This is a genomic window from Blattabacterium cuenoti, assembly GCF_014252275.1.
GTDB classification, from domain to species: domain Bacteria; phylum Bacteroidota; class Bacteroidia; order Flavobacteriales; family Blattabacteriaceae; genus Blattabacterium; species Blattabacterium cuenoti_O.
The window spans coordinates 1906-28861 of the sequence record NZ_CP059214.1 but is presented as its reverse complement, the minus strand read 5'-3'; the positions used below and the strand labels follow the sequence as shown (position 1 = coordinate 28861).

Sequence of the window (26956 nt, the reverse complement as noted above, 5' to 3'; positions counted from 1 at the left end):
AATTTCATTATTTTCAAATTTGAAAATAATACTATTTATTTTTCGTCCGATTCAGAAGAATCAGGACTTTTTTCCTCAGAAGCCTTTCTAAATTCTTTTAAACCTGTTCCTAATCCTCTCATTAATTCTGGTATCTTTTTTCCACCAAAAAGTAAAAGTGCAAGAATAACAATAACAACAATTTCCGAAGTTCCGAAAGTTCCAAGTAGGGTAATAATAAAAACCATGTATATGGAATTTTTATATCAAATATAATCAAAAAAATTACGATTTTTTTATATTATATTAATATTTGAATAATCTCCTATATTAATTTTTTTTACCACATCTTTAACGATAGAAGAATTTCCAATTATACTATCATCTAAAATTACGTTAGATATATTTGTATAATCTTGAATAATAGATCTTCTAATGTTACTTTTTTTTATTATTGTATATTTTCCAATAGAGACATAAGGACCAATTATGCTATTTTCAATAATTGTTTTTTTTCCAATATAACATGGTTTAATGATTAAACTATTTACAATGCTTACGTCTTTATGAATCAATTCTGATCTTTTAGATTCAATAGAAAGTATTTTAGAATTTGAGGAAATCGTTCTTTCCTTGTTACCAAAATCTAACCATAAACTTACTTGATGATTGATAAAAATAATTCCTTTCTTTCTCATGCTTTCTAAAACGTATGTTAATTGATATTCTTTTTTTTCAATCCATTTAAAAGTATCTTGTAATAATTGTAATTCTCTTTTAAGTAAACAACTGTTTTTGAAATAATAAAGACCAATAATAGCCAAATTAGATTGAAAATTTTTTGGTTTTTCTACAAAATGAGAAATTATTCCTGATGTATGACACTGCACTACTCCAAAAGAATGAGGATTTTTTACTTTTTTGGTCCAAACAATACCATCACATTGTTTTTCTTGTTGTTGAATCTCTTTTTCCAAAGAAAAATGATAAAATAACGTATCAGAAAAAGCAATAATAATAGGGCCTATTAAGGATTTATGAGCTTTTAATAATGCATCCGCAGTACCAATGGGTACTTTTTGATAATATATAATAGGAACTAATCCGATATTTTTTGAAAACTTTATTAAATCTTTTTTGATTTGTTCTTTACAAGGAGGAATGATAAATATAATTTCTTTTATTGAAAAAGTGTTTATAAGTTTATTTAAATTTTCCATCAATCTTTTCAAAATCGTTTTTCCTGCAATAGAAACCAATGGTTTGATTGTATTTAATGTATGAGGATACAAACGAACGGCATTTCCAGCCATAGGGATAATGATTTTCATGTTGATTTTTAATGTTAATAGATAAATATTTCATATTCCAGTACTTCCAAAGCAATGGTTCCCTCTTTTACTATGACTCAATAGAGAACTTTCTTTACATTTAATTTTTTTAGGAATTCTACAATCTATGATTACTAATTGATCAAAAGGATTGATAATAATTTTTTTAGAATAAACGTTTATTACTATAACTTGAATTTGATTTTTATTATCAATATGCATAACACATAATGTATTGATAAAAACTTTTTTTAAAAAGAAAAAATAATGAGGATCAATGAAAAATTTTGTTGATATTTTTATTCTTTCTAAATGTTGAATTACGATAGATTGATCAATATGTGCAATTAAAATTAATTGATCTTTTTTTTTAAGATGCGAAACAGTCATGAAAATTTTATAATAAATTTAAAAACCTTTTCTTTTCAATAGAAAAAATAGTGATTAAATATAAACATTGTAAAAAAAATCTAAAATACATACAATCACTCCTATATGAAACATATACTATAAAAATTGCAAAAATAAAATGCAGAATAATACTCTTTATTTCACTAAAAAATTGAATAACATTTCTTTTTATCCAAAAAAATAAAACTAAAAGCATACATCCATAGGATACTAAAGTCCCCCATGCAGGAATCATGAAACTTCTATTGGGAATGATAATAAAAATTATATTGAAAAATAATGTAACAATCACTCCTATCATGGATATATAAGTTCCTATAATGGGTTTATCCATAGTTTTATATAAAATCGATAAATTGGTATAAATTCCTAAAAATAAATTCCCCATCATGATAATTGGAATAATAGATATAGCAAAATGATACTTTTTGTCTATTAAAAATTCCGTAACAAAAGAAATATTTCCACATATTAAGACATAGAAAATTAATCCGAACAATATAAAAAAATATATTACTTCTTCATAATAATGTTTTGCATTAGTATCACCAGATTTTTTAAAAAGAAATGGTTCAATTCCTAAACGAAAAATTCTTATATATAAACTCATAAAAGCCGCTATTTTATAACAAGCAGAATAAGATCCATTTACCTCATCTGAAACCCATCTTTTGATCAATATTTTATCTAAATTTTCATTTACAGAAAATGCAATAGTTCCAAGCATAATAGGAAAACCATATCTTAACATTTCTAATGCAATGAATTTGTTAAATTTAGTCAAGGAAACCTCATTGATAATAATAGGAAGAATAAGTAAAAAATTGCATAAAGAAGAAACTACATTTGAAAAAAAAATATATCCTGTTTGATCTGTAAAAGAATTGACTAAATTATAAAGAAAAAAAAAACAACTTTTTTCATGTAAAATATTATTTTTATGACAGACAAACATATATGTAATTACAATTGATTGCACTAATGTGATAATTACATTGACAGATGTATGAAAAAAGGGTTTTTCATTGATGCGAAACCATGCCATAGGAACAATACAACTTGTATCAAAAAATATTATAAGAAAAAACATTAAAAAATATTCTTTATGATGAGAATATCCTAATAAATTCGTTAAATATTCAATAGAATTTATAGCAATGAATAGAAAAAAAAGGTTAATTAATAATTGAACAATGATACTTGTTGAAAAAACGATTTTTTTTTTATAACTTCTTTTATAAAGAAATCTAAAATAAGTATTTTCTAATCCAAAAGAGAGAAATCCTATAAGCAGAAAAGAAAGAGAATACATATCTGAATACAAAGAAAATTCGTATTGTTTCAAAGAAATAGTAAAAAATTTTAAGAGTGCATAATTCATAATTTTTGGAAGAAAAGATCCTATGGTATAAATGATAGTTTGTATTGCTAATTTTTTGTATACGAGATCTTCTTTTTTTTTTTTCTTTTTCAATTCTTTATGCATATCCAAAATTTATTTCATATAACTTAAGTAACTTTAACCTGATAAATACTAATATATAAAATGAATTGTAATAAAGAATCGAAAGAATTCATACAATATGCTACTAAACATAAAAATATAAATAGCTTAAATATAAGCGATTATATAAAACTTATGACGCCATATATTGTTGAAGAAAGAAAATTAAATGTTGCACAAATGGATGTTTTTTCTCGTCTTATGATGGATCGTATAATTTTTTTAGGAACCCCAATCAATGATCAAATAGCAAATATTATACAAGCTCAATTATTGTTTTTGCAATCTACAGATTCCGAAAAAGATATACAAATCTATATTAATTCTCCTGGAGGAGATGTTTATTCAGGATTGGGAATATATGATACCATGCAAATGGTAGAACCCGATGTAATTACCATCTGCACCGGTATGGCAGGATCAATGGCAGCTATATTGTTATGTGCGGGTGTTAAACATAAGAGGTCTGCATTACAGCATTCTCGAGTTATGATCCATCAACCATTAGGAAGAATAGAAGGACAAGCGACAGATATGGAAATTACAGTTCGAGAAATTTTAAAGTTGAAAAAAGAACTTTATAATATTCTTTCTTATCATTCAGGAGTTTCTTTCGAACAAATTTCAAAAGATGCAGATAGAGATTGTTGGATGACTTCTGAAGAAGCTAAAGAATATGGAATGATTGATGATGTATTAAAAAGTAGAAAGAGAAATGATCACGACAGGATTTGAACCTGTAACCTACTGCTTAGAAGGCAGTTGCTCTATCCATTTGAGCTACGTGACCTTTATATATCGGGGTAGCAGGATTTGAACCTACGATCTCCTGGTCCCAAACCAGGCGCGATAACCAAACTACGCTATACCCCGTAATAATGCGGAGAATGTGGGATTCGAACCCACGCGGCATTATTATGCCGACAGTTTAGCAAACTGTTCCGTTAACCACTCCGGCAACTCTCCTTAAAAAATCAAAAGTATAAATTTAATAAAAAAATTCTTGTAGTTTTTGTATATTATAAATATCGAATTGAAAAATATGAATAAATTTTTAAAAACTTTATAAAGTTTCAATTTTCTTTATAAAAAAAAGAAAATAATGAACATTGATCTTTTTTAAGATTCATTTATTTAATTATTATTTGTTCTAATATTAAAGGTACAATCATCAATTTTAGAATCCTATTTTCATCCATAATAATTTTGTTGTTGATCTTTTTATTTGTATGCGTCGTTTTATTCAAATGTATTTTCACATATTCGATGTTTTCAATGACTTGTTTTAAGTATGTTGATTTGTAAAAAAAATTTTAATGAAAATCCTATTATTATAGGAATTGAATCATCATGTGATGATACGGGAATTTCTGTAGCTAAAGGAAGAATTATATTATCCAATATTGTGCTTTCACAGAAAATTCATAAAAAATATGGTGGAGTAGTTCCTGAATTAGCCGCAAGACACCATGAAAAAAACTTACCATTAGCTTTCAAAAAAGCAATAAAAAAAGCAAAAATAAATATGAATTATATCCATGCTATTTCTTTTACGTTAGGTCCCGGATTAATAGGATCTTTATTGGTAGGTACAGCTTTTGCTAGATCTTTATCTTTAGGATTAGGAGTTCCTCTTTTAAAGATTAACCATATACAAGCACATTTACTTGTTCATTTTATAAAAAATTCAAACATGAATAATTTATATCCTAAATTCCCATTTTTAGGTTTGGTAATTAGCGGAGGACATACCCAAATTATAGAAGTAAACGATTATTTTCAAATGAAAATATTGGGATCATCGTTAGATGAATCGGTAGGAAATACATTTGATAAAATTGCAAAAATGTTGGGATTTTATTATCCTGGTGGTCCTATGATTGAATTGTTTGCAAAAGGAGGAGATAAAAAAAAATTTACATTTGTTAAACCATTAGTAAAAGGACTAAATTTTAGTTTTAGTGGTTTAATAAGCAATATTTCTCAATATATAAAAAAGGAATTAAAAAAAGATTCACTTTTTATAAAAAGAAATATTCATGATCTATGCGCTTCAATACAAAAAATTATAGCAGAAATTCTTTTAGAAAAAGTTCATAAAGCAACTTTATCTACTAAAATTTTTAGAGTTGTATTATCAGGAGGTGTTTCATCTAATAATGAAATTAGGAGAACATTTACATCATTTTCTAAAAAATATTGTTGTTGGAGATTATTTTTACCAAAAAAAGAATATACAACTGATAATGGTGCGATGATCGCAATTGCAGGTGTTATTAAATATGAAAAAAGATTATTTGATTCTGATTTGGATATAAAAAATTATTTACCTTTTTCTAAATTCAAAAAATTTTAGTTACAACAACATATCAAATTTCTATCTCCATAGGCATCATTGATCCGATCAACTTTCGTCCAAAATTTTCTATTTTTAATCCAATTTAATGGATAAGCCGCTTTTTTTCTACTATAAGGATAATTCCAATGATCTTTTGTTAAAGTATCAATACTGTGAGGAGCATTTTTTAATACGTTTTCTTTCTCAGAAAAGATTCCTTCTTCTACTTCTTTTATTTCTTTTCTTATATTTATAAGAGTTTCAATAAAACGATCGATTTCTTCTTTAGATTCGCTTTCAGTAGGTTCTATCATCATGCATCCTACTTTAGGAAAAGATACCGTAGGTGCATGAAATCCATAATCTATCATTCTTTTAGCAATATCTGTAACATCTATCCCTATTTTTTTAAACTCTTGACAATTAATCACTAGTTCATGAGCAACCATATGATTTTTTCCTGTATATAAAATTTCATAATCATTTTTCAATTTTTCTTTTATATAGTTAGCATTTAATAGAGATATTTCTGTACATTTTTTCATTCCATAAGATCCTAATAAACGAATGTAAGCATAAGAAATAGTTAATATCATTGGGGATCCATATGGAGAAGAGGATACGGATAATATTTGCTCTTTTTTGTTGATTTTTTTCTTTTGAAATGGATGAATAGGTAGGAATGGAATTAAATGTGAATCTACACAAATAGGCCCCATTCCCGGTCCTCCTCCTCCATGTGGAATAGCAAACGTTTTGTGAAGATTTAGGTGACATACATCAATTCCTAAAGTTGAAGGTTTAATTAATCCAATTTGAGCATTCATGTTCGCTCCATCCATATATACTTGACCTTTATATTCATGAATAATTTCTATTATATTTTTAATATCAGGTTCGTATATACCATAAGTCGATGGATAGGTAATCATAAGTGATGATAAGGAGTTTTTATATTCTTTTACCTTTTGGATAAAATCGTTCATATCAATGGTTCCATCTGTTTTTGTATTAATAAAAATTACTTTCATTCCTGCCATGATAGCTGAAGCGGGATTGGTACCGTGAGATGAAGAAGGAATTAAAACAACGTTTCTTTTCATTTCTCCTAAGGATTTTTGATAATTTTTTATAACCATTAATCCAGTATATTCTCCTTGAGCTCCTGATTTTGGTTGAAAGGAAATTCCCGATAATCCTGTAATATTTTTTAAATATTTTGATAAATTATTAATAATGAAAGAATATCCAAGAGACTGATTTTTAGGTGAAAATGGATGAATATCTCTCCATTCACGTTGACTTAAAGAAAATAATTCTGTCGGAGAATTTAATTTCATAGTACAAGATCCTAATGGAATCATTGAATGATTTAATGAAAGATCTTTATTTTCTAGTCTCTTTATATAACGTGTCAGTTCATTTTCTGAATGATATTGATTAAAGATTTTATGAGATAAAAAATTTGATGTTCTTTTTAGGGAATTTGGAATTTTTTCATATATTTTTTTATCATATATTATTTTTTTTTGAAATAAAGAGTTATTATATTTTTTTTCATCAACTTTTTTAAAAATAGACAAAATACGTTTGATATCAGAATAAGAAGTTGTTTCATCTAATGTAATGGTAAGATGATTTTTATCGATATATTGAAAATTTATCTTTTTTTTTTCTGAAAAATATCTGATGATGGAATTAGAAAAATTGGTTTTAATTTGTAAAGTATCAAAATAATATTGGTTTATTTGATTAACACATTGAATCTTATTTTTTAATTCTAAATCTAATTTTTTTGTCCAATAATGAATATTTTTCGCTATTTTTAATAATCCTTTTTTTCCATGATATACTGCATACATCGAGGCCATAATAGCGGGTAATACTTGTGATGTACAAATATTAGAAGTTGCTTTGTTTCTTTTTATATGCTGCTCTCTGGTTTGCAAAGACATGCGGAATGCAGTTTTGTTCATTCTATCCTTAGAAATTCCAATAATTCTTCCTGGAAGAAATCTTTTGTATTTTTCAATTGTTGAAAAAAATCCTGCATATGGGCCCCCATATCCCATCGGGATTCCAAAAGATTGACTGGAACCAACTACAACATCTGCGCCCCATTCTCCAGGGGGGGTTAATAAACATAATGAAAAAAGTTCTGTAGTGACTATGATGGATATATGTTTTTTTTTCGAATATTGAATGATATCGTAATAATCATGGACTTCTCCATAACAAGAAGGATAGGATAATAACAATCCAAATATTTTAATATGTTCATAATTTTTTAAATTATGATATGAATCTCTTATTACCTTAATTCCAAGACCATCACATCTTGTTTGAATAGAAAAAAAAGTATATAAAAATACTTCATCTGAAACAAAAAAATAAAATTCATTATTGTTTTGTTTCTTATTTATTTTTTTTTCGCAATAAATCATAAACATTGCATCTGCCGCTGAAGAAGATTCATCTAACATAGAGGCATTGCTTATTTTCATTCCAGTAAGATCAGATATCATAGTTTGAAAATTGATTAATGCTTCTAAACGACCTTGAGATATTTCCGATTGATAAGGAGTATATGAAGTGTACCATCCAGGATTTTCCAATATATTTCTCTGAATTACACTAGGAGTAATGGTATTTTTATATCCTAAACCTATATAGGAATAAAAAATTTTGTTTCTTTTACCTATTTTGTGGATATGATTGAGATAATGATATTCAGAAATAGCATTTGGGATATTTAATTTTTTATTAATCAGTACATCATTAGGAATTGATTTTTTTACAAAGTTTTTTATAGAAGAACATTTTAATACTTTCAGCATTTCTTTTCTTTCCTTGGAAGATGGACCAATATGTCTATGAAAAAATTGTATGTTTTTAACGCAATCCTCTTTCATGTTATAGAAATTATCTTATCTTTAAGAATTACAAATTTAGACATAATATTTAAGCTTTAAAATATACCATGAAAGTAACGATTATTGGAGCAGGAAATGTTGGTTCTACTTGTGCTAGTCTTTTATCCCAGAAAGACCTTGTAAGGGAAATTGTTTTACTTGATATCAAAGACAAAATATCTGAAGGAAAAAGTTTAGATATATCTCAAATGAATGCAATATCATGTTCAAATACTATTTTGACAGGATCTACCAATGATTTTTCAAAATCAAAAAATTCCGATGTAATTATAATTACTTGTGGAGTAACAAGAAAACCTGGAATGAACCGAGAAGATCTTGTTCATATTAATGCAGATATTATACGTTCTGTAACCAAACAATCTATTTCTTTATCTCCAGAAGCCAAATTTATTATTGTTTCGAATCCATTAGATATCATGTCTTATGTTAGTTATATCACTGCAAAAGTGAATTCTTCTCATGTAATAGGAATGGCAGGAATATTAGATACTGCAAGATATCGATATTTTTTATCAAAGAAATTAAATATTTCATCCTATGATATTCGTTCTATATTGTTAGGAGGACATGGAGAAACCATGATTCCTCTATATAGATATACATCCATATCAGGGATCCCAATTCATAATTTTCTATCCGAAAAAGATCATGATATTATTATCAAAAAAACTAAAAAAGGAGGGGAAGAGATTGTCAATTATTTGGGCACATCTGCATGGATGGCACCGGCTGCTTCAATTGTAGAAATGGTAGAATCTATATTAAAGAATTCTCGAAGAATATTCTCATGTTCTGCATTATTAAAAGGTGAATATAACATAGAAAACGTCTATATGGGGGTACCCGTGATTTTGGGAAAACATGGAATTGAAAAAATTATAGAATTAGAATTGAATGAAAACGAAAAAATCCTTTTAAAAAAATCTTCAAATTATATTAAAAGTATAATTAGAAAATTATAAAGGAAAACATTTTCTTTCTATAAAAATTAACATTTCTCCTTTTTCATAATTAATATGTATTTTTTTTTCGCAAGAAATATTTCTTATTCCTATTTTTTTTCCTATTTCAAAAGATTCGTTATCAACAGGATATGATAAACCTATAGTTTTCAATCCTGTGATTTTTGGAAATGGAAAAAGGGAGACTTTTTTATTTTTTCCTATGAAAAAAGTATTTTTTTTTTTAGAAAAAAAGTATAAATGATATTTATCGTAAAAAATAATTGATAATTTATTTTTGTATTTTAGTGCAGTAGATAAATTTCCTAAAAAATGATCCTGCTCTTTTCCACTACCCCCCCAAACATTAACATTTTTAAATCCTTTTTGATGTAAAATATTTAATGCTTTATCGAAATCTGTATTTTCTTGTTCAACAACCTTATAAATATTACTATTTCTAGGATATTTTAGTTGCTTTGGAAAAGAATCAAAATCACCAATAATAGAATCAATAGATGCATTGAAATTTCTTAAATAATTGTAAGAACCATCTACGGAGAAAACTTTTCCAAAAAAATTTGTTTTCATAAACAAAGGTGGATCTCCGTTGAGAAATAAATCAACTATAGGTTCATTGTAAACGTGAAAATCAAATATTTTCATCATGAAAACATGAAAAAAAAGGGCAATCTACTAAAAAGAATATCCATATTTAAAATTATGTACTCCATGGACTTTTTATAAATAATGTCTATTTTATCTTGTATTATATTATATACATAAAATGTTCTTAACTCTGCAGATTATTTTTGTTATTTTATAAGGATTTTTTCTTTATTTGTAGATGCCCTATTGTGTTGTGATAACAATTTTTATAAACAAATCTCAGATCAAAGAATATTTTACAAATATATTAAAAATATATTTTTAATAAAAATTTAATAGATTTTTTTCATTTTTTTTAACATTATATTGCTTGGATAGACAATTTTGTGTAGAAATAATCCACATGCAGGAACTGTAAAACCAAAAGGAAAAGAGTTTTTTGATTCTAAAATTTTAAAAAATTCTTCTTTTTTCATTTTACCTCTCCCTATAGAAATAAAAGATCCAACTATTAATCTTACCATAGATCTAAGAAATCGATTAGCTGTGATTGTAAAACATAAAATATTTTTTTCTTTTTTCCAAGAAGCAAAATAAATGATACATTTCTTTTTTTCATTTTTTTTTTCATTTTTTTTTTTACAAAAAGAACTAAAATCATTATACTTTAATAGCTCTTTAGCGACATCATTCATTTTATGTATGTCTAATGAATAAAAACAATGCCATGAAAAATCATGATAAAATGGATCCTTAGAAGATGTAATATAATATTTATATGTTCTTTTTATCGCATCAAATCTTGCATGAATATTATTTTTTACACAAAAAATATCGTGAATACGAATTGATTTTGGTAAAAAAATATTTAATCTTTTTACAAGATGATTTGATATTTCTTTTTCATAATCAAAATGAGCAACCATTTGTTTTGCATGGACTCCTCTATCTGTTCTTCCAGCTCCTATGATATTGATTGATTTTTTGAGTAATTTAGATAAGCAATATTCAACTTCATTTTCTATTGTACGTACATACTTTTGTTTTTGCCATCCAAAAAAGTTTTTTCCGTTATAAGACAATTTGATAAAAAATCTCAATCTTAATTTTGTTGTAAAATTAAATTAATAACATGTAATATGGTTTTTTTATTTATTTTTTAATATGTTGAATTTTATGGAATATTTTCATATGCTATCATAGATATTTCTATATTAGCATTTTTTGGTAATCCACAAACTTGTATTGTTTCTCTTGCAGGATATTGATTTTTTTCAAAAAAACTAGAATATATCTCGTTAATTTTACTAAAATCATTCATATTCTTAATAAAGATTGAAGACTTTATAACCGATTTAAAATCTAATTTTCTTTTTGAAAGAATGAATTTTAAATTTTCCATTACTTGTTTGGTTTCTTTCGAAATAGATTCATATATGAGTTGTCCAGTTTTTAAATCTATCCCTATTTGTCCGGATATAAAAACAAAATGATTGATAAAAACATAGGTACTATAAGGACCATAAAATGGAATTTCTTTGATAGTAACTTTTTCAGGTTTCATAATAATATGATGATTTTATTAATTTTATTCAAATTTTAATTTTATAATATTTAATGGATCTGAACATACCCCTAAAATTTCAATCATATTTTTGTGAAAAATAGGATGTTCCATGTTAGAATCGATTTCAATCATAGGGATCAAAACAAATTTACGTAAATGTAACATAGGATGAGGAATAATAAGAGATGGACTATTCATAATAATGTTATCATAAAATAAAATGTCTATATCTATTTTTCTATTTCTATACGATTTTTTTTTGTTGTTTTTATTATTGATTTTTCCTATATATCCTTCTATTTTAAAAATTTTTTCTAAAAGAATAAATGGAGAATCAATGGTTTCCATATATAAAACTCTGTTGTAAAAATGAGGACTTTTTTGTTCCATATTCCATCCTTCACTTTTGAAAAAAGAAGATTTCTTTATGATATTTCCAATCTTTTTAGATATCAAATTGTAAGAACAATCTAAATTTTTCTTACGATTCCCTTCATTGCTACCTTGTGACAAAAAAACACAGTGTTTTTTCAAAATCAAAAGATTTATAATCTACTTTTTAATATACTAAAAAACTCTAATTTTTGTTTAAATTAGGTAAACATTTTTACAAGATAACATTCATGGGATTAGTCGTAAATTTTATGAAAGGTCTTTTCAATCAAGGAATTGCTATTGATTTAGGAACGGCAAATACTCTTATTATGCATGATGATAAAGTAATTGTTGATTTACCTTCAATCATTGCTATAGATATAAGAAATAAGAAAGTTTTAGCAGTCGGTGAAGAAGCAAAACAAATGCAGGGTAAAACACATGAAAGCATCAAAATATACAAACCTTTAAAAGATGGTGTGATTGCAGATTACCAAGTAGCAGAACTTATGATAAAAGAATTTATTCAACAAGTACCTGGAATAAACAGTAAATTTTTTACGCCATCATTAACTATGGTTATCTGCATTCCATCTGGAATTACAGAAGTAGAAAAAAGAGCTGTTCGAGATTCCGCTCAACATTTAAATGCAAAAGAAGTTTATTTGATAGAAGAGCCCATGGCAGCTGCAATTGGTTCAGGAATTTCTGTTACAAAAGCAGAAGGAAATATGATGATTGACATAGGAGGTGGAACGACAGAATGTGGTGTTATTGCTTTGGGGGGAATTGTTTGTCAAAAATCAATAAAAATTGCAGGCGATGTTTTTACAAATGATATTTCATATTTTCTTCGTTCAAAATACAATTTATACATTGGAGAAAGAACCGCAGAAAAAATCAAAATAGACATAGGTGCCGTAATAGATTCAATTGAATCACCACCTGAAGATATACATATACAGGGAAGAGATCTAACAACGGGAAAACCTAAAGAAATGAATCTTTCTTATAAAGAGACCATTCCTGCTCTTGACAAGTCAATTCTTAGAATAGAAGATGCTGTAATGGAAACTCTTTCAAGAACTCCTCCAGAATTAGCTGCAGATATATATAAAACAGGAATTTACATGGCAGGAGGAGGATCTTTATTAAGAGGATTAGATCAAAGAATTTCTAAAAAAACTGGTCTTTCTGTTTTTTTGGTAGATGATCCATTAAGAGCAGTTGTAAAAGGAACTGGAGTAGCGTTAAAAAATATTGATAAATTTACTTTTTTAATGAAATGAGGATAAACATGCATGAAAAATTGTAATTTTTTTTCAAAATATTGTTTTTTTATATTTTTTTTATTTTTAGAATGTATTGCTATATTTTTTACATTTTCGAATGAAAAATTGAAAATAAATATTTATTCTGGATCGTATCAATTTATAATTGGAAAAATGTATGATTTCATATCATATGGAAAGAGTTATTTTTTACTAGATATAGAAAATCAAAAGCTTTTAAATGAAAATAAAGAATTACGTAAAAAAAATCGTTATTCAAAAATAGAAAAAATACATAAAGATTTTAAAAAAGAAGATATTAATTATTTACAACAATATACATTTACTCCAGTAAAAATTATAAATAATAGTATAAATGAGCAAGAAAATTACCTAACGATAAATAAAGGAAGTTTGGATGGAATCCATACAGATATGGGGGTTATATTATCAGATGGAATAGCAGGAATAATTATAAAAACTACACCAAACTTTAGTACAGCGATTTCTCTTTTAAATACAAAAATTAAGGTAAATGCGAGATTAAAAAGAAGCAAATATTTTGGAACGATTAGTTGGGATGGATTAGATTATAAATATGTGGTTTTATATGACATTCCAAAACATTGCTCTCTCCATAATGGAGATATTATAGAAACAGATGGAAAGTCTTCTACTTTCCCTGAAGGAATCGAAATAGGAAAAGTGCATTCTTATCAATTAGATAAAGAAAAATCTAATTATGTTATAAAAGTAAAACTTTTATCTAACTTCTCAATCATAGAACATGCATATGTAGTAAAGAATTTTTTTAAAAAAGAATGGGACGATTTACAAAAAATTGAAAGAAAATAATGAATTTTATAAAAAATATTATTATTTATATATTCTATATTCTTTTTCTTTTTATAATTCAAATATCCATAATCAATCCATTTTTTTCGGGATATTATTATATATATGTAATAACTGTATTAATATATCCAAAAAAATGGAATCGATATCTATTTTTATTTTTTTCTTTTCTTATTGGATGGATAATGGATTATTGTTTAAATTCCGGAGGAATTCATGCTTTTTCTACTACACTTTTATCATTTTTTAATCTACACTTTATTCAATTTTTTTATAGGAATCGTTTTATGACAAATAGAAGTAATGTATCTATCTATCATTTGCCTATAAATAAACAATTGTTATACGTATTTTTCTTATTATCAATACATAATATTTCTTTATTAATCCTTAAAATCATAAAAAACAATGATTATTTTAATCAATACATTTTATTAAAAACAATATTTAATATTATATTTACAACCGTTTTATGCATGATATATTTCTTTTTCAGAGGAATGAAAATTTGAAAAAATTATATAAATTTTACGTTTTATTATTTTCGATAGGTATTCTTTTTTTGTTAAGGTTGTACTATCTACAAATATATACCGATAAATATATCTTAAATGCTTTTAATACCTCTATAAAACAAGAAATTGTTATTCCTGAAAGAGGGGCGATTTTTGATCGAAATGAAAAATTATTAGTTTTTAATAAGCCAATATATGAATTGAATGTTATCCCTATTTTAGTAGACGAAAACTTGAATGTTATAGAATTTTGTTCTTTAATAGGAATGGAAAAGAATGATTTTTTTAAAAATTTAGAAAAAGCAAAATTATATTCAAAATATTTACCTTCAGTCTTTACTTCTTTTATTTCAAAAGAAAAATTTGCAAACATACAAGAAAAACTATACAAATATAAAGGGTTTGATTGGACAAAACGTTCTATTAGAGATTATAAAATTAATAGTTCTATTAACGTATTAGGTTATATAGGAGAAGTTACTACAAAGGATATAAGAAGAGAATCTAATTATTACCAAATGGGAGATTTTATGGGATTGGCCGGTATTGAGAAATCTTGTGAAAAAATCTTGAGAGGTAAAAAAGGTGTCAATTATTGGATAAGAGATAGAAAGGGATGTATTATCGGAGAATACAATAACAAAAAAAATAATATACAAGCTATTAGTGGTAATGATATTTCTTTAACAATAGACTGGAATTTACAAAAATATGCAGAACAACTCATGTACCAAAAAAAAGGTGGAATTGTCGCAATTGATCCAAAAAATGGAGAAATTTTATCTTTAGTATCCAGTCCAATGAGTGATCCTAATTTATTTTCAGGATCGAATAGATCTAAAGAGTTTCAAAAACTCATGAATAATACAATCGATAATCCTTTACTTGATCGTACAACACAAGCTAGATATCCACCAGCTTCTTCTTTTAAATTATTAATAGAGCTTGCTGGACTTCAAATGGGCGTGGTACAAAATGATACAACATTTACATGTTATCACGGATTTAGATATCATGGAAAAAGACGAATACGTTGTCATTCAGGTATTCATGGAATTCCTATCGGATTAGGAACGGCTATTTCCGTTTCTTGTAATAATTATTTCGCACAAGTTTATAAAAGAATAATTGAAAAATATCCAAAAAATTTAACAAAAGGTGCAAATGAATGGTGTGATATTGTAAAAAGTTTTGGTTTTGGAAATCATTTTTCTAGTGATTTATCAACAAAGGAAAATGGTGTAATTCCATCTGGAGATTACTATAATAAGAAATATGGAAAAAAAAAATGGAATGCAATTACTATTATTTCTAATAGTATTGGACAAGGAGAAATTATTGTAACTCCAATACAATTGGCTAATATGGTATGTGCAATAGCTAACAAAGGTTTTTTTTACACTCCGCATCTTGTAAAACGAATTAATCATAAAATCGTAGAATATTATAATAATCCAAACTATACGAAAGTAAAAAAAAAATATTTTGATTTTATTATTCATGCAATGGAAAAAGTATTTTTTATTGGAACTGGCAAACATTTTAAATCGTATGAAATACAAATGGCAGGGAAAACAGGAACATCTCAAAATTTTATACGAATCAATCATAAAAAAATGGTTTCTCTTCCTGATCATTCAATTTTCGTATTGTTTGCTCCTGTAAAAAATCCTAAAATTGCTGTTTCTGTTATTATAGAAAATGGAGGATTTGGTTCTAATTGGGCTGGTCCTATTGCTAGTTTAATTGCAGAAAAATATATAAAAAAAATCATAAGAAGAAAAAATTTGGAGGAAAAAATGATTAATTCAGGATTAGAAAAAGTTTATTCTAATATAGAAAAGATGAAAAAATTAAAAAGTTTCTATGAAAATCATAAAAAAACATAAATTTTTTTTATTACGTAATATCGATAAAATAGGCTTTATCCTTTATATCTTTATGGTTTTATTTGGTTATATAAACTTATACTCTGTTTCTCATGAAAAAGCAGAAAAACAATTGCTTTGGATTTTATTTAGTTTTATTTCTATTCTTATTATTTTTTTATTTAAACCTATTCATTATAAAAATATTACCCCATTCTTCTTTTTATTTACATTAATTCTTTTAATAGGATTGTTTTTTTTAGGTAAAAATATAAATGGTTCAAAATCATGGTATGTATTAGGTCCTATTAGTTTTCAACCTTCTGAATTAGCAAAGATATCTACTTCTTTAATGATATCACATATTTTAAGTAGAAAAGATCTAATAAAAAATCAAAACAAATTTTTTTTGTATGCTTTTTTATCATTTTTGATTCCTGCTATATTAATATGTATTCAACCAGATCCAGGATCTTCTGTAGTATTTTCTTCCTTTATTTTTACATTATACCGGGAAGGATTATCTATTTTTTTTATATTTTATTTGTTATTATCCACTATTATATTTTTAATATCTATTGTTATTTCTCCATGGAGGATAGTTTTTCCATTATTTATAATTTTTTTTTCTTTTATTATTTATAATAAAAAAAATTTGTCATGGAATAATTTTATTTTTTATTCATTTTTTGTTATCATATGTTCATTAATATCTATAGGATCTCCATTTTTTTTTAAAAATTTTTTTAAAAAACATCATAAAGATAGGATTAACATTCTTTTTCAGAATGAATTTAAAAAACAATATCGTGGAGATATTGGTTATAATCTTTTATATTCTAAAACAGCTATTGGTTCTGGAAAACTTTTTGGAAAAGGATATCAGCAAGGAACAATTACGAAAGGTAAATTTGTTCCGGAACAACATACTGATTATATTTTCTGTGCATTAGGGGAAGAATGGGGATTTTTGGGATGTTCTATATTAGTGATCCTATACCTATTGTTCATAAGTCGTATTTATTTTTTATCTGATCAACAAAAAGATATATTTTGTCGTACTTTTGGATATTCAGTAGGAAATATATTGTTTATTCATTTTTTTATTAATTTAGGAATGGTAATGGGAATTTTTCCAACAATAGGAATTGTTTTACCTTTTTTTAGTTATGGAGGTTCTTCTCTATTGTCTTTTACTATACTAGTTTTTTTGTTTATGAGAATAAATGTTTCAAATCGTATAAGTTTAGTTTGATATAATAATAAAAAAATTCTTAATTTTATAGTAAAATTTATTGATAAGTAATAATAAAAATTATTATATTATTTACAATTAGTTAGTTAAGGGGCTGTATTTTGGCATTGACAACATTAAAGTAACAAAAGAAAGCATACCGTGTTACGTAAGGATTTACACGAAAAAAAAACGTTACGATATTTATAAATGGCGAAAAACAACAATACGCTTTTGCTGCTTAAAAATTTTTTTTAAGCTATATCTACTTATATGTAGAAGCAAAATATTTCTCAGAAATTATTCCTTATAGTTTCTGATATAGAAATACTAGAATTTATTAAGGATAGGAAAATGTATGATTCTTAAACATTTTCTGAAATGTTTTTTTGAATCTCGGTTCTTATAAGAAATCCAAAATTCTTAATAAGAACTTAAATCAATTTTTTGGATAAGTATGTAGAAGTCTTTTATACTTTTTGTATGGACGCGGGTTCGAATCCCGCCAGCTCCATTTTTCTTTTCGGAAAGAACATTATTTCAAAAATGATGAATACATACAATCTCTTAAAAAGAAAACAAAAAAAATTTGTTTTATTGAGTTTTTTGTTAAGTATGCTTTCGGGAGTATTGTTAGGTTGTGGATGGCCAACCAATGGTAATCCTCTTTATTTGTTTGTATCTTTTGTTCCTTTATTATATTTGGAAAATTTTTTAGAAGGATCTTTTCTATCGGTTTTTGTATTTTCTTATTTTTCCTTTTTAACTTGGAATGGAATAGCCACATGGTGGCTATATTACTCTCAACATTCAAACGGATCGTTTGCTTTAGAAGCATATTGTATTCCTATTTTTTTTAATGCCTTTTTTATGTCCATTGTATTTTCTTTTTCTTCATGGATAAAAAAATATTCAGAGTGTAGAAAAATTGGATATGCATTTTTTATTTTTTTTTGGATAGTCTTAGAAAAAATCCATTTGGAATGGGAATTATCATGGCCTTGGTTGAATTTGGGAAATGGATTTGCTAATCGTATTGAATGGATTCAATGGTATGAATATACTGGAACATTAGGAGGAACTTTATGGATATGGATAGTCAATATTATTTTATCAGTTGCCATTATTGAATATGATGAGAATAGAAATATAATTGTTTTTTACAAAAAAATTTTTACAAGTTTGATGATCATTTTTTCATTGATTTTGATATCGAGTATCCTATACATGAAATATGGAACACAACAATCGAATAAATATATAGAGGTATTGGTACTTCAACCCAATATAGATCCATATCATCAAAAATATCAAACTTCTACAGAACAATGTGTTTATGATTTTCAAAATTTAATGGATCAAAACATCTCTAAAAAATCAATGATTATTGTAGCTCCAGAAACAGCATTTCCTGGATATGGATACAAAATTCCTACAAAAGATTTAGAAGGAGATAGATTAATTCATTTTTTTAGAGAATATCTACGAAAAAAATCTCCAAAAACAGTATTTCTGACAGGTTTAGAATTATTTGAAATATATGATAGAAAAGATAAAAGTGATACTTCAACAAAGTTTTTTTTTGGACTTAATGAAAGTGAAAAATGGATAGATCTTTTTAATTCAATTGTTCAAATAGCTTCTGAAAGTCCAATGAATAATTATCATCATAAATCTAAATTAGTTCCTGCTGTAGAAACTTTTCCTTATAAAAAGATATTTTATCCCATATTGGGAAACATTTTACTTGACTTTGGTGGAGAAGTAATGGAATTGGGAAAGGCTAATAATATTTCTGTTTTTCAACATCCTTATTGCAAGGTTAAAATAGCACCAATTATTTGTTATGAATCTGTTTTTGGAGAATATGTTTCTAAATTTTTTAAAAAAAATGCAGAATTAATGGTTATTATAACTAATGATGGATGGTGGGGGAATACACAAGGACATAAACAACACTGTTATTATTCACGTTTACGTGCTATTGAAAATAGAAAATGGATTGCAAGATCTGCAAATACGGGAATTTCTTGTTTTATTAATGAAAGAGGAGATATTATCTCTTATGTTCCTTATGGAAAAAAAGGAGTAATAAGAGAACAAGTCGCATTGAATAAGAAAAAAACGTTTTATATTCAACATGGAGATTATATTGCAAAAATCAGTTTATTATTCGTAATCAACATTTTTTCTTATGTTGTTGTAAATAATATATTCAAATTTTTTGAAAAGATTTTGCGATACAATCAACGATATCTGAAGATATAATTGATTCTTCACATAATTCATTTTTAGCTATATCTCCTGATAAACCATGTAAGTAAACAGAAAAGATGCATGCATCTTTTTCGGAATATCCTTGAGATAAAAAACTTACTATCATTCCTGAAAGAACATCTCCACTACCTGCAGTAGACATCCCAGGATTACCTGTACTATTGAAATATAATTCTCCACTAGGAGTAGAAATAATTGAATAAAATCCTTTCAATACAAAAAATATATGATATTTGTTGGACATTTCTTTCAATAAGTTTAATTTTTCATAATCATTTTTCCATGTTCCAAAAAGACGGAACAATTCTTTAGGATGTGGAGTAAGTATTGTATTCTTCGGAAGAATTCTTAACATATCTAATTTATTTGCTATTATATTAATAGCATCTGCATCTAGGATTAGATTTGTTTTTTTTCTTTTTGATATTTTTAATAAAAATGATTCTAATGCATATTGTGTTTTAGGATGCATTCCTAATCCCATTCCTATTCCAACCGACGTTATCTTAGGAAGATCATCTATTTTACTTATAAAAAATTTTTTTTTATCTGTTTTTATAATTGCTTCAGGAATTCCATTTTGTAAAATGGAATATCCACAATGAGGAGTATATATGGTAAGTTTTCCTATTCCACTTCTTAGACATGCTTTACCTGCAAGAACCATAGAGCCAATCATTCCATAGCTACCACCTATAATTAATCCATGACCATAATTTCCTTTATGAGAAAATTTTTTTCTTCTTTTTTTAATTGAACGAATATATTCACAGTCTACAAAATAATTCTTTGTATAAATTTTTTGAAAATAATCTTTATGAACTCCAAGATTTATTACCCACCATTTTCCTACATATTCTTCATAATCAGGTAAAAAAAAAGGAATTTTTGGTGTATAAAAGGTAAGTGTATGTGTTGCTTTAATAATTTTTTTTGATTTATGATTATTATTTGTTTCTATAAACATTCCTGATGGAATATCAATGGATATTACTAATGAAAATTTTTTTTTATTTAAAATATCAATAAAATTTTTCCAAAAGTTTCCAATTTCACGATTCAATCCTATTCCAAATATTGCGTCAATAATATAATTTTTTTTATCAAAATTAGGAATTTTTTCTCCTTCATAAAGATGATGAAGATTAATGTTATTTTTAATTATTCTATTTTTTTGAATTAAAAATTCATCAGAAAAATGGTTAGAAATATTTAAAATATAAACGGAAACTTGAACCCCATATGTATAAAGAAAACGTGCTAAAGAAAGGCCATCACCTCCATTATTTCCATTTCCAGAAAAAATAATAAATGATTTATTTTTTATTTGATAATGTTTAATAATCCATTTAAAACAATTTTCTGCTGCTCGATCCATCAATTCTAATGAAGAAATTTGTTTTTGATCAATACAATATTTTTCTGCTTGTTTAATTTGATTCAATGAAAGAATTTTCATTTTTTAAAATGAATTTATTATTTTTGATTTTGTAAATTTTCTTTTGATTCTGAAATCTCATGATTTTATTGTATCTGCAAATATAAAACGATAAATTTAGATGTCCGATTATAATTTAACCCTTCCATCAATAGGTGAGAGTGTTGCAGAAGCTACAATTATTCGTTGGTTAAAAGAAGAAGGAGATCTCATAAAAAAAGATGATATTCTAGTAGAAATAGCAACGGATAAGGTAGATTCGGAAATTTCTTCTCCATTCAATGGAATATTAAAAAAAAAACTGTTTCATTCCAATGAAATAGCCAAGGTCGGGACAACTATTGCTGTATTAGAAATAAGAGAAAAATTAAAAAATGAATATTTTATAAAAAAAGAATTTGTAATAAAAGAAAAAAATAATCACTTTTATTCACCTCTTGTACGTACCATCGCAAAAAAAGAAGGAATTAGTTTTTATGAATTGGAATCAATAGAAGGAACAGGAAATAGAAAACGAGTTACAAAACAAGATATATTGAGATATATAAAAGAAAAAAAAAATACTTTTTTTATTAATCATAACAATAATTTTTTATTTCATAATAAAAGAAATGAAGAAATATTAGAAATGGATCGTATACGAAAGATAACTGCAAAACATATGATGTATAGTAAAAATATCTCTGCTCATGTTACTTCTTTTGTAGAAGCAGATGTTACTAACATTGTCAATTGGAGAGAAAAAATGAAATACGAATTTCAAAAAGAAACAGGAGAAAAACTTACAATTATGTCTATTTTTGTAGAATGTGTAGCAAAAGCTATAAAGGATTTACCAATGATAAATATATCTGTAAACGGGACAAACATTATAAAAAAAAAAAATATTAATATAGGAATAGCCACTGCATTACCAAATGGTAATTTAATCGTTCCTGTTATAAAACAAGCAGATTCTTATAATTTAAAAGGATTAATAAAAATTATTAATGATTTGGTTAAACGGGCAAGATCTAATCAATTAAATCCTGAAGAAACTCAAGGTGGTACATACACTATTAGTAATATAGGAAGTTTTGGAAACCTTTTTGGAACTCCCATTATTCATCAACCACAAGTTGCAATTATGGCTCTTGGATTAATACAAAAAAAATTATCTGTAATTGAAACACAAAAAGGAGATTTTTTTGAAAAAAGATATAAAATTTATTTATCTCATACGTATGATCATCGCGTAATAGATGGAATGTTAGGAGGAACATTTGCAAAAAAAGTAGCTTTATATCTAGAAAAATTTAATTGTTATAAAAAAATATAAAAATATGGAAATAAATTTTGATGTATTAATTGAAATTCCGAAAGGAAGTAGAAATAAATATGAATTTGATAAAAAGAATAATCTTATTCGTTTAGATAGAGTTTTACATTCATCGATGATGTATCCAACAGATTATGGTTTTATTCCTAAAACACTTGCTATGGATGGAGATCCATTAGATGTTTTAGTATTTTTAACAAATCCCACTGTTCCTGGTTGTTTAGTAAAAGTAAAACCTATTGGAATTTTTTTTATGGAAGATAACTACGAACAAGATGAAAAAATCATATGTGTACCAATTTCTGATCCAAATTATCAAACAATTGATAATATAAATGAAATTTCTTCACATATAAAAAAAGAAATAGAACATTTTTTTTCAGAATACAAGTATTTAGAAAATAAAAAAGTAAAAATAGGAGAATGGAAAAACAAAGAACAAGCCATTCATGTGTATAAATCTTCTTGTTTTCGATATAAAAAGAAACAATCATCTCAATAATTCTTTGAATTGATTGTTTTTAAATAAGATGGAGAATTAGTCATGAGATCTTTTCCTTCATTGTTTTTTGGAAAAGCAATAAAATTTTTTATGTTCTCATCGTTTTTTAATAATGATATTAAACGATCTAATCCAAATGCAATCCCTCCATGAGGAGGGGTTCCATATTCAAAAGCTTTAAGAAAAAATCCAAAATTAGATTTTATTTCTTGTGATGATAATCCTATATGTTTGAAAATGATATTTTGTATTTCCTTGTTATGAATACGGATTGATCCACTACCAATCTCTATTCCATTTATAATTAAATCATATGATTGAGATCTTACTTTATTTGGATGATAGTTCAATAAGTGAATATCTTCTTCTTTTGGACTTGTGAACGGATGATGTAAAGATTTAAATTTTTTTTCTTTTTTTTCCCATTCTAAAAGAGGAAAATCGAGGATCCATACAGGTTGAAATGATTGATAATGTTTTTTTAAACAAAATTTTTTTAAAATTTTTGTTCGAATTTGAGATAGTATCTTTCTTGCAATTATTTCTTCCCCATAAGAAACAATCAATAAATCATTTCTTTTAATATTTAAATAATCAACAAAGTTTTTTATGAATTTTTTTTTATATAAAAAACCTTTTTTTGAATGTATTATATTTCCATCTGATAAATATTTAATCCAAAAGAAATTTGTTGTATCTTTTATTTTTAACAGTTTATCAATTTGATGATCATGAATATAATCACATACATCTGTTTTTATTCCTATTATTAATTTATTATCAATAAGTTCTTTTATATTCTTTTTAATAATTGATCGATCAATCTCAAAAAATTTCATTCCAAAACGGATATCTGGAGAATCGGTCCCATACATTTTAATTGCATCACAGTATGATAAACGAGGAAAAGGAGTATCTAGTTTATTTTTATTAAAATTACTGAATATATACTTGATGAAGATTTCGAAAAATAATAAAACATCTTCTTTTTTTACAAAAGACATTTCGCAATCTATTTGTGTAAATTCAATTTGTCGATCAGATCTTGCATCCTCATCTCTAAAACATTTTACTATTTGAAAATACTTATCAATTCCTCCTATCATTAATAATTGCTTGAATATTTGAGGAGATTGTGGTAATGAATAAAATTTTCCTTTTTGTTTCCTAGAAGGAACTACAAAATTTCTTGCTCCTTCAGGAGTGGAATTGATTAACATTGGTGTTTCTATTTCTAGAAACCCTTTTTTAGATAGAAAATTTCTAATATCCAGTGATATTTTATGACGTAAAATTAAATTATTTTTTATAATATTTCTCCTTATATCAAGATATCGATAAATCATTCTATCTTCTTCTTTTCCATCTGTATGATCTTCTATTAAAAAAGGAATAGGAATGGATTTATTTAAAATTTTTATTTCGTTTACTAAAATTTCTATTTCTCCTGTAGAAATCTTTTTATTTTTAGAGGACCTTTCCCTTACTTCTCCTTTAATTCTAATTAAAGCCTCTTTTCCTAAAAAAAGATTTTTTTTTTTAAATTTTTTAAGAATAATTAATTGTGTAATTCCGAAATAATCTCTAAGATCTAAAAAAGATAAAGATCCAAAATTTCTTATTTGATGTATCCATCCGGAAAGAATGACATTTTTTCCAAGATCTTTGATATTTAATTCTCCACAATTATGTGTTCGATACACATACTGTTTCATGATTTTTTTAATTTTTTTGTTTCATATAATTTTTCATAAACTTCAATAATATCTCCTGATTGTATATCATGGTATTCTCTAATCCCTAATCCACATTCATAACCTTTTGATACTTCTTTGATATCTTCTTTAAAACGTTTTAAAGAACTAAATTCTCCATTATTGTGAATTACAATTCCTTTACGTATTAATCGAACTTTTGATTTTTTTAATAATTTTCCTTCTATCACCATACATCCTGCTATAGTTCCTATTTTAGGAATTTTAAATATTTCTCTAACTTCTGCATTTCCTAAAATTTTTTCTCTTACTTCAGGAGATAGCATTCCTTCCATAGCTTCTTTAAGATCATTCACTACATCGTAAATAATGGAATATGTACGTATTTCTATATTATTTTTTTTCGCTAAATTTTTTGCACTAATATTAGGTCGAACATTAAATCCTATAATAATTGCTTCTGATGCACTTGCTAATAACACATCAGATTCTGTAATTTGTCCTACTCCTTTATAAAGGATATTCATTACAATTACTTTTGTGGATAAACGTTCTATCGAATCTGCCATTGCTTCGACCGAACCATCAACATCTCCTTTAAGAATAATTTTCAATTCTTTAAAATCTCCCAAAGCAATCCTTCTTCCTACTTCATCAAGTGTCAGATGTTTTTGTGCTCTTATGTTTTGTTCCCTTTGGAGTTGTTCTCTTCTTGATGCTAAATGTTTGGCTTCTTTTTCATCTTTAAATACTTTAAATTTATCTCCAGCTGTAGGAGCACCATTTAATCCTAATATAGTAATTGGGCATGATGGTCCAGACATATGAATTGAATTTCCTCGTTCATCGAGAATTATTTTAACTTTTCCATGATGAACACCAGCTAATACATAATCTCCAACTTTTAATGTTCCTCCTTGTAATAATAATGTAGTAATATATCCCCTTCCTTTATCTAAAGATGCTTCTATCACAGTACCTATAGCAGGTTTGTTCGGATTTGCTTTTAAATCTAATAATTCAGAAACAAGAATAACTTTTTCTAATAATTGATCTATTCCTTTTCCTGATTTTGCAGAGATTTCTTGAGAAGGATATTTACCTCCCCATTCTTCTACTAATAAATTTAATCCAGATAACTGTTCTCTAATTTTATCCGAATTTGCATTCGTTTTGTCCATTTTATTAAAAACAAAAATCATTGGAACATTTGCCGCTTGAGCATGACTAATTGCTTCTTTAGTTTGTGGCATTACGTGATCATCAGCTGCAATAACAATAATTGCAATATCCGTTATTTGAGCACCTCTAGCTCTCATAGCGGTAAAAGCTTCATGTCCTGGAGTATCTAAGAATGTAATACTTTTATCATTAGTATATTTTACGCTGTAAGCGGCTATGTGTTGAGTAATTCCTCCTTTTTCTCCTGCAATTACGTTAGTATTTCTTATGTAATCTAGTAAAGAAGTTTTTCCATGATCTACATGTCCCATTACAGTTATAATAGGTGGTCTTGGTTTGAGGTCTTTTTCCAAATCTTTATCCTCATGAATTAATTCTTCTATATCTAATCCAACAAATTCAACATTAAATCCTAACTCATCTGCAACTAATGTGATAACTTCAGCATCTAATCTTTGATTCATTGTTACCATAATTCCAAGGGACATGCATGACATGATTACATCAGTTGCATTTACGTTCATCATAGATGCTAATTCATTTACGGTTGTAAATTCTGATAATTTTATTAAATTTCCATTTTTCTTATGATCATTTTTTTCTTTTATCTCGTTTTTTGATTTTTTAATTTGTTTCTTTTCTTTTTTAACTTTTGTCAGTTTAGATTTTCCTCCTTTATTTGATAATCTTTCTAAGGTTTCTTTAATTTGTCTATCTACTTTTTCTTCTGTAATATGATGTTGTTTTTTTTTATTTTTTTTTGGAAAATTATTTCTTCCTTTATTTCGTT

General features: G+C 25.9%; 22 protein-coding genes, 3 tRNA genes and 1 other RNA gene. 11 read left to right on the top strand and 15 right to left on the bottom strand.

Going from position 1 to position 26956, the window contains the following annotated elements; all coding sequences use genetic code 11:
- Positions 1-35: 35 nt before the first annotated feature.
- The 4 genes from H0H42_RS00135 to H0H42_RS00120 are packed head-to-tail and all read right to left on the bottom strand — an operon-like array spanning position 36 to position 3207.
- Entirely contained in the window at positions 36-227 is a 192-nt protein-coding gene (locus H0H42_RS00135; protein WP_185868530.1) for a Sec-independent protein translocase subunit TatA/TatB, read from the bottom strand.
- Positions 228-275: 48 nt separating this feature from the next.
- The gene (locus H0H42_RS00130) at positions 276-1310 is read right to left on the bottom strand and encodes a sugar phosphate nucleotidyltransferase (protein ID WP_185868529.1); all 1035 of its coding nucleotides are present in this window, start codon (positions 1308-1310) and stop codon (positions 276-278) included.
- Between the two features lie 30 nt (positions 1311-1340).
- The gene (locus tag H0H42_RS00125; protein ID WP_185868528.1) at positions 1341-1700 is read right to left on the bottom strand and encodes a dUTP diphosphatase; all 360 of its coding nucleotides are present in this window, start codon (positions 1698-1700) and stop codon (positions 1341-1343) included.
- Between the two features lie 7 nt (positions 1701-1707).
- On the bottom strand, positions 1708-3207 hold the full coding sequence (locus H0H42_RS00120; RefSeq protein WP_185868527.1) for a lipopolysaccharide biosynthesis protein: 1500 nt from the start codon (positions 3205-3207) through the stop codon (positions 1708-1710).
- 60 nt (positions 3208-3267) lie between these two features.
- Between H0H42_RS00120 and H0H42_RS00115 the strand changes: the two genes are divergently transcribed.
- Positions 3268-3960, top strand: coding sequence for an ATP-dependent Clp protease proteolytic subunit (locus H0H42_RS00115; protein ID WP_185868526.1), 693 nt, complete (start codon positions 3268-3270; stop codon positions 3958-3960).
- Here H0H42_RS00115 and H0H42_RS00110 read toward each other — a convergent pair.
- The 3 genes from H0H42_RS00110 to H0H42_RS00100 all read right to left on the bottom strand — a co-directional run bounded on the left by H0H42_RS00110 (position 3942) and on the right by H0H42_RS00100 (position 4191).
- Positions 3942-4015, bottom strand: a tRNA-Arg gene (locus tag H0H42_RS00110). The genes H0H42_RS00115 and H0H42_RS00110 overlap by 19 nt on opposite strands.
- An 8-nt stretch (positions 4016-4023) precedes the next feature.
- Positions 4024-4098 (bottom strand) — tRNA-Pro (locus tag H0H42_RS00105).
- 8 nt (positions 4099-4106) lie between these two features.
- A tRNA-Ser gene (locus H0H42_RS00100) sits at positions 4107-4191 on the bottom strand.
- 325 nt (positions 4192-4516) lie between these two features.
- Between H0H42_RS00100 and tsaD the strand changes: the two genes are divergently transcribed.
- On the top strand, positions 4517-5581 hold the full coding sequence (gene tsaD, locus H0H42_RS00095; RefSeq protein ID WP_185868525.1) for a tRNA (adenosine(37)-N6)-threonylcarbamoyltransferase complex transferase subunit TsaD: 1065 nt from the start codon (positions 4517-4519) through the stop codon (positions 5579-5581).
- On the opposite strand, the gene gcvP is transcribed toward tsaD, so the two are convergent.
- Entirely contained in the window at positions 5578-8475 is a 2898-nt protein-coding gene (gene gcvP / locus H0H42_RS00090; RefSeq protein WP_185868524.1) for an aminomethyl-transferring glycine dehydrogenase, read from the bottom strand. The genes tsaD and gcvP overlap by 4 nt on opposite strands.
- 68 nt (positions 8476-8543) lie before the next feature.
- On the opposite strand from gcvP, the gene mdh reads away from it, so the two are divergent.
- Positions 8544-9461 (top strand): malate dehydrogenase, encoded by a 918-nt coding sequence (gene mdh, locus H0H42_RS00085; protein ID WP_185868523.1) that lies wholly within the window; start codon positions 8544-8546, stop codon positions 9459-9461.
- Here mdh and H0H42_RS00080 read toward each other — a convergent pair.
- The 4 genes from H0H42_RS00080 to folK form a co-directional block, all read right to left on the bottom strand.
- Complete coding sequence (locus tag H0H42_RS00080; protein ID WP_223843688.1) at positions 9456-10031, bottom strand: thiamine diphosphokinase; 576 nt, start codon at positions 10029-10031, stop codon at positions 9456-9458. The two genes, mdh and H0H42_RS00080, sit on opposite strands and share 6 nt — an antisense overlap.
- 350 nt (positions 10032-10381) lie before the next feature.
- Positions 10382-11131 (bottom strand): tRNA pseudouridine(38-40) synthase TruA, encoded by a 750-nt coding sequence (gene truA / locus H0H42_RS00075; protein ID WP_317167329.1) that lies wholly within the window; start codon positions 11129-11131, stop codon positions 10382-10384.
- Between the two features lie 92 nt (positions 11132-11223).
- Positions 11224-11613: a Rid family detoxifying hydrolase gene (locus H0H42_RS00070; protein ID WP_185868520.1), complete on the bottom strand. Its 390-nt coding sequence runs from the start codon at positions 11611-11613 to the stop codon at positions 11224-11226.
- A 24-nt stretch (positions 11614-11637) separates the two neighbouring features.
- A complete protein-coding gene (gene folK, locus H0H42_RS00065; protein WP_223843687.1) occupies positions 11638-12129 on the bottom strand; it encodes a 2-amino-4-hydroxy-6-hydroxymethyldihydropteridine diphosphokinase in 492 nt (163 codons plus the stop codon).
- Positions 12130-12239: 110 nt separating this feature from the next.
- Here folK and H0H42_RS00060 point away from each other — a divergent pair, with 110 nt between their 5' ends.
- From H0H42_RS00060 to lnt, 6 genes are all read left to right on the top strand, one after another.
- Positions 12240-13280: a rod shape-determining protein gene (locus H0H42_RS00060; RefSeq protein WP_185868518.1), complete on the top strand. Its 1041-nt coding sequence runs from the start codon at positions 12240-12242 to the stop codon at positions 13278-13280.
- 12 nt (positions 13281-13292) lie between these two features.
- Positions 13293-14117 (top strand): rod shape-determining protein MreC, encoded by an 825-nt coding sequence (mreC, locus tag H0H42_RS00055; RefSeq protein WP_185868517.1) that lies wholly within the window; start codon positions 13293-13295, stop codon positions 14115-14117.
- Positions 14118-14688: 571 nt separating this feature from the next.
- A complete protein-coding gene (gene mrdA, locus H0H42_RS00050) occupies positions 14689-16521 on the top strand; it encodes a penicillin-binding protein 2 (RefSeq protein WP_394798837.1) in 1833 nt (610 codons plus the stop codon).
- Positions 16499-17755: a rod shape-determining protein RodA gene (rodA, locus tag H0H42_RS00045; protein ID WP_317167328.1), complete on the top strand. Its 1257-nt coding sequence runs from the start codon at positions 16499-16501 to the stop codon at positions 17753-17755. Before mrdA ends, rodA begins: the two co-directional genes overlap by 23 nt.
- 90 nt (positions 17756-17845) lie before the next feature.
- Positions 17846-18251, top strand: a transfer-messenger RNA (tmRNA) gene (ssrA, locus tag H0H42_RS00040).
- Positions 18252-18280: 29 nt separating this feature from the next.
- Complete coding sequence (gene lnt, locus H0H42_RS00035) at positions 18281-20002, top strand: apolipoprotein N-acyltransferase (RefSeq protein ID WP_223843685.1); 1722 nt, start codon at positions 18281-18283, stop codon at positions 20000-20002.
- On the opposite strand, the gene H0H42_RS00030 is transcribed toward lnt, so the two are convergent.
- Positions 19950-21455, bottom strand: coding sequence for an NAD(P)H-hydrate dehydratase (locus H0H42_RS00030; protein WP_317167327.1), 1506 nt, complete (start codon positions 21453-21455; stop codon positions 19950-19952). The two genes, lnt and H0H42_RS00030, sit on opposite strands and share 53 nt — an antisense overlap.
- Before the next feature lie 115 nt (positions 21456-21570).
- Between H0H42_RS00030 and H0H42_RS00025 the strand changes: the two genes are divergently transcribed.
- Both H0H42_RS00025 and H0H42_RS00020 read left to right on the top strand, forming a co-directional pair.
- Positions 21571-22767 carry a dihydrolipoamide acetyltransferase family protein gene (locus tag H0H42_RS00025; RefSeq protein WP_185868514.1) on the top strand — a complete coding sequence of 399 codons (1197 nt, stop codon included), beginning with the start codon at positions 21571-21573 and terminating at the stop codon, positions 22765-22767.
- Positions 22768-22771: 4 nt separating this feature from the next.
- Positions 22772-23269, top strand: a complete 498-nt coding sequence (locus tag H0H42_RS00020) for an inorganic diphosphatase (protein WP_185868513.1) — start codon at positions 22772-22774, stop codon at positions 23267-23269.
- Here the strand turns inward: H0H42_RS00020 and aspS are convergent.
- Both aspS and infB read right to left on the bottom strand, forming a co-directional pair.
- Complete coding sequence (aspS, locus tag H0H42_RS00015) at positions 23263-24984, bottom strand: aspartate--tRNA ligase (protein WP_185868512.1); 1722 nt, start codon at positions 24982-24984, stop codon at positions 23263-23265. The genes H0H42_RS00020 and aspS overlap by 7 nt on opposite strands.
- A partial coding sequence (infB, locus tag H0H42_RS00010; RefSeq protein ID WP_223843684.1) for a translation initiation factor IF-2 occupies positions 24981-26956 on the bottom strand: 1976 nt, incomplete at its 5' end. The genes aspS and infB, both read right to left, overlap by 4 nt.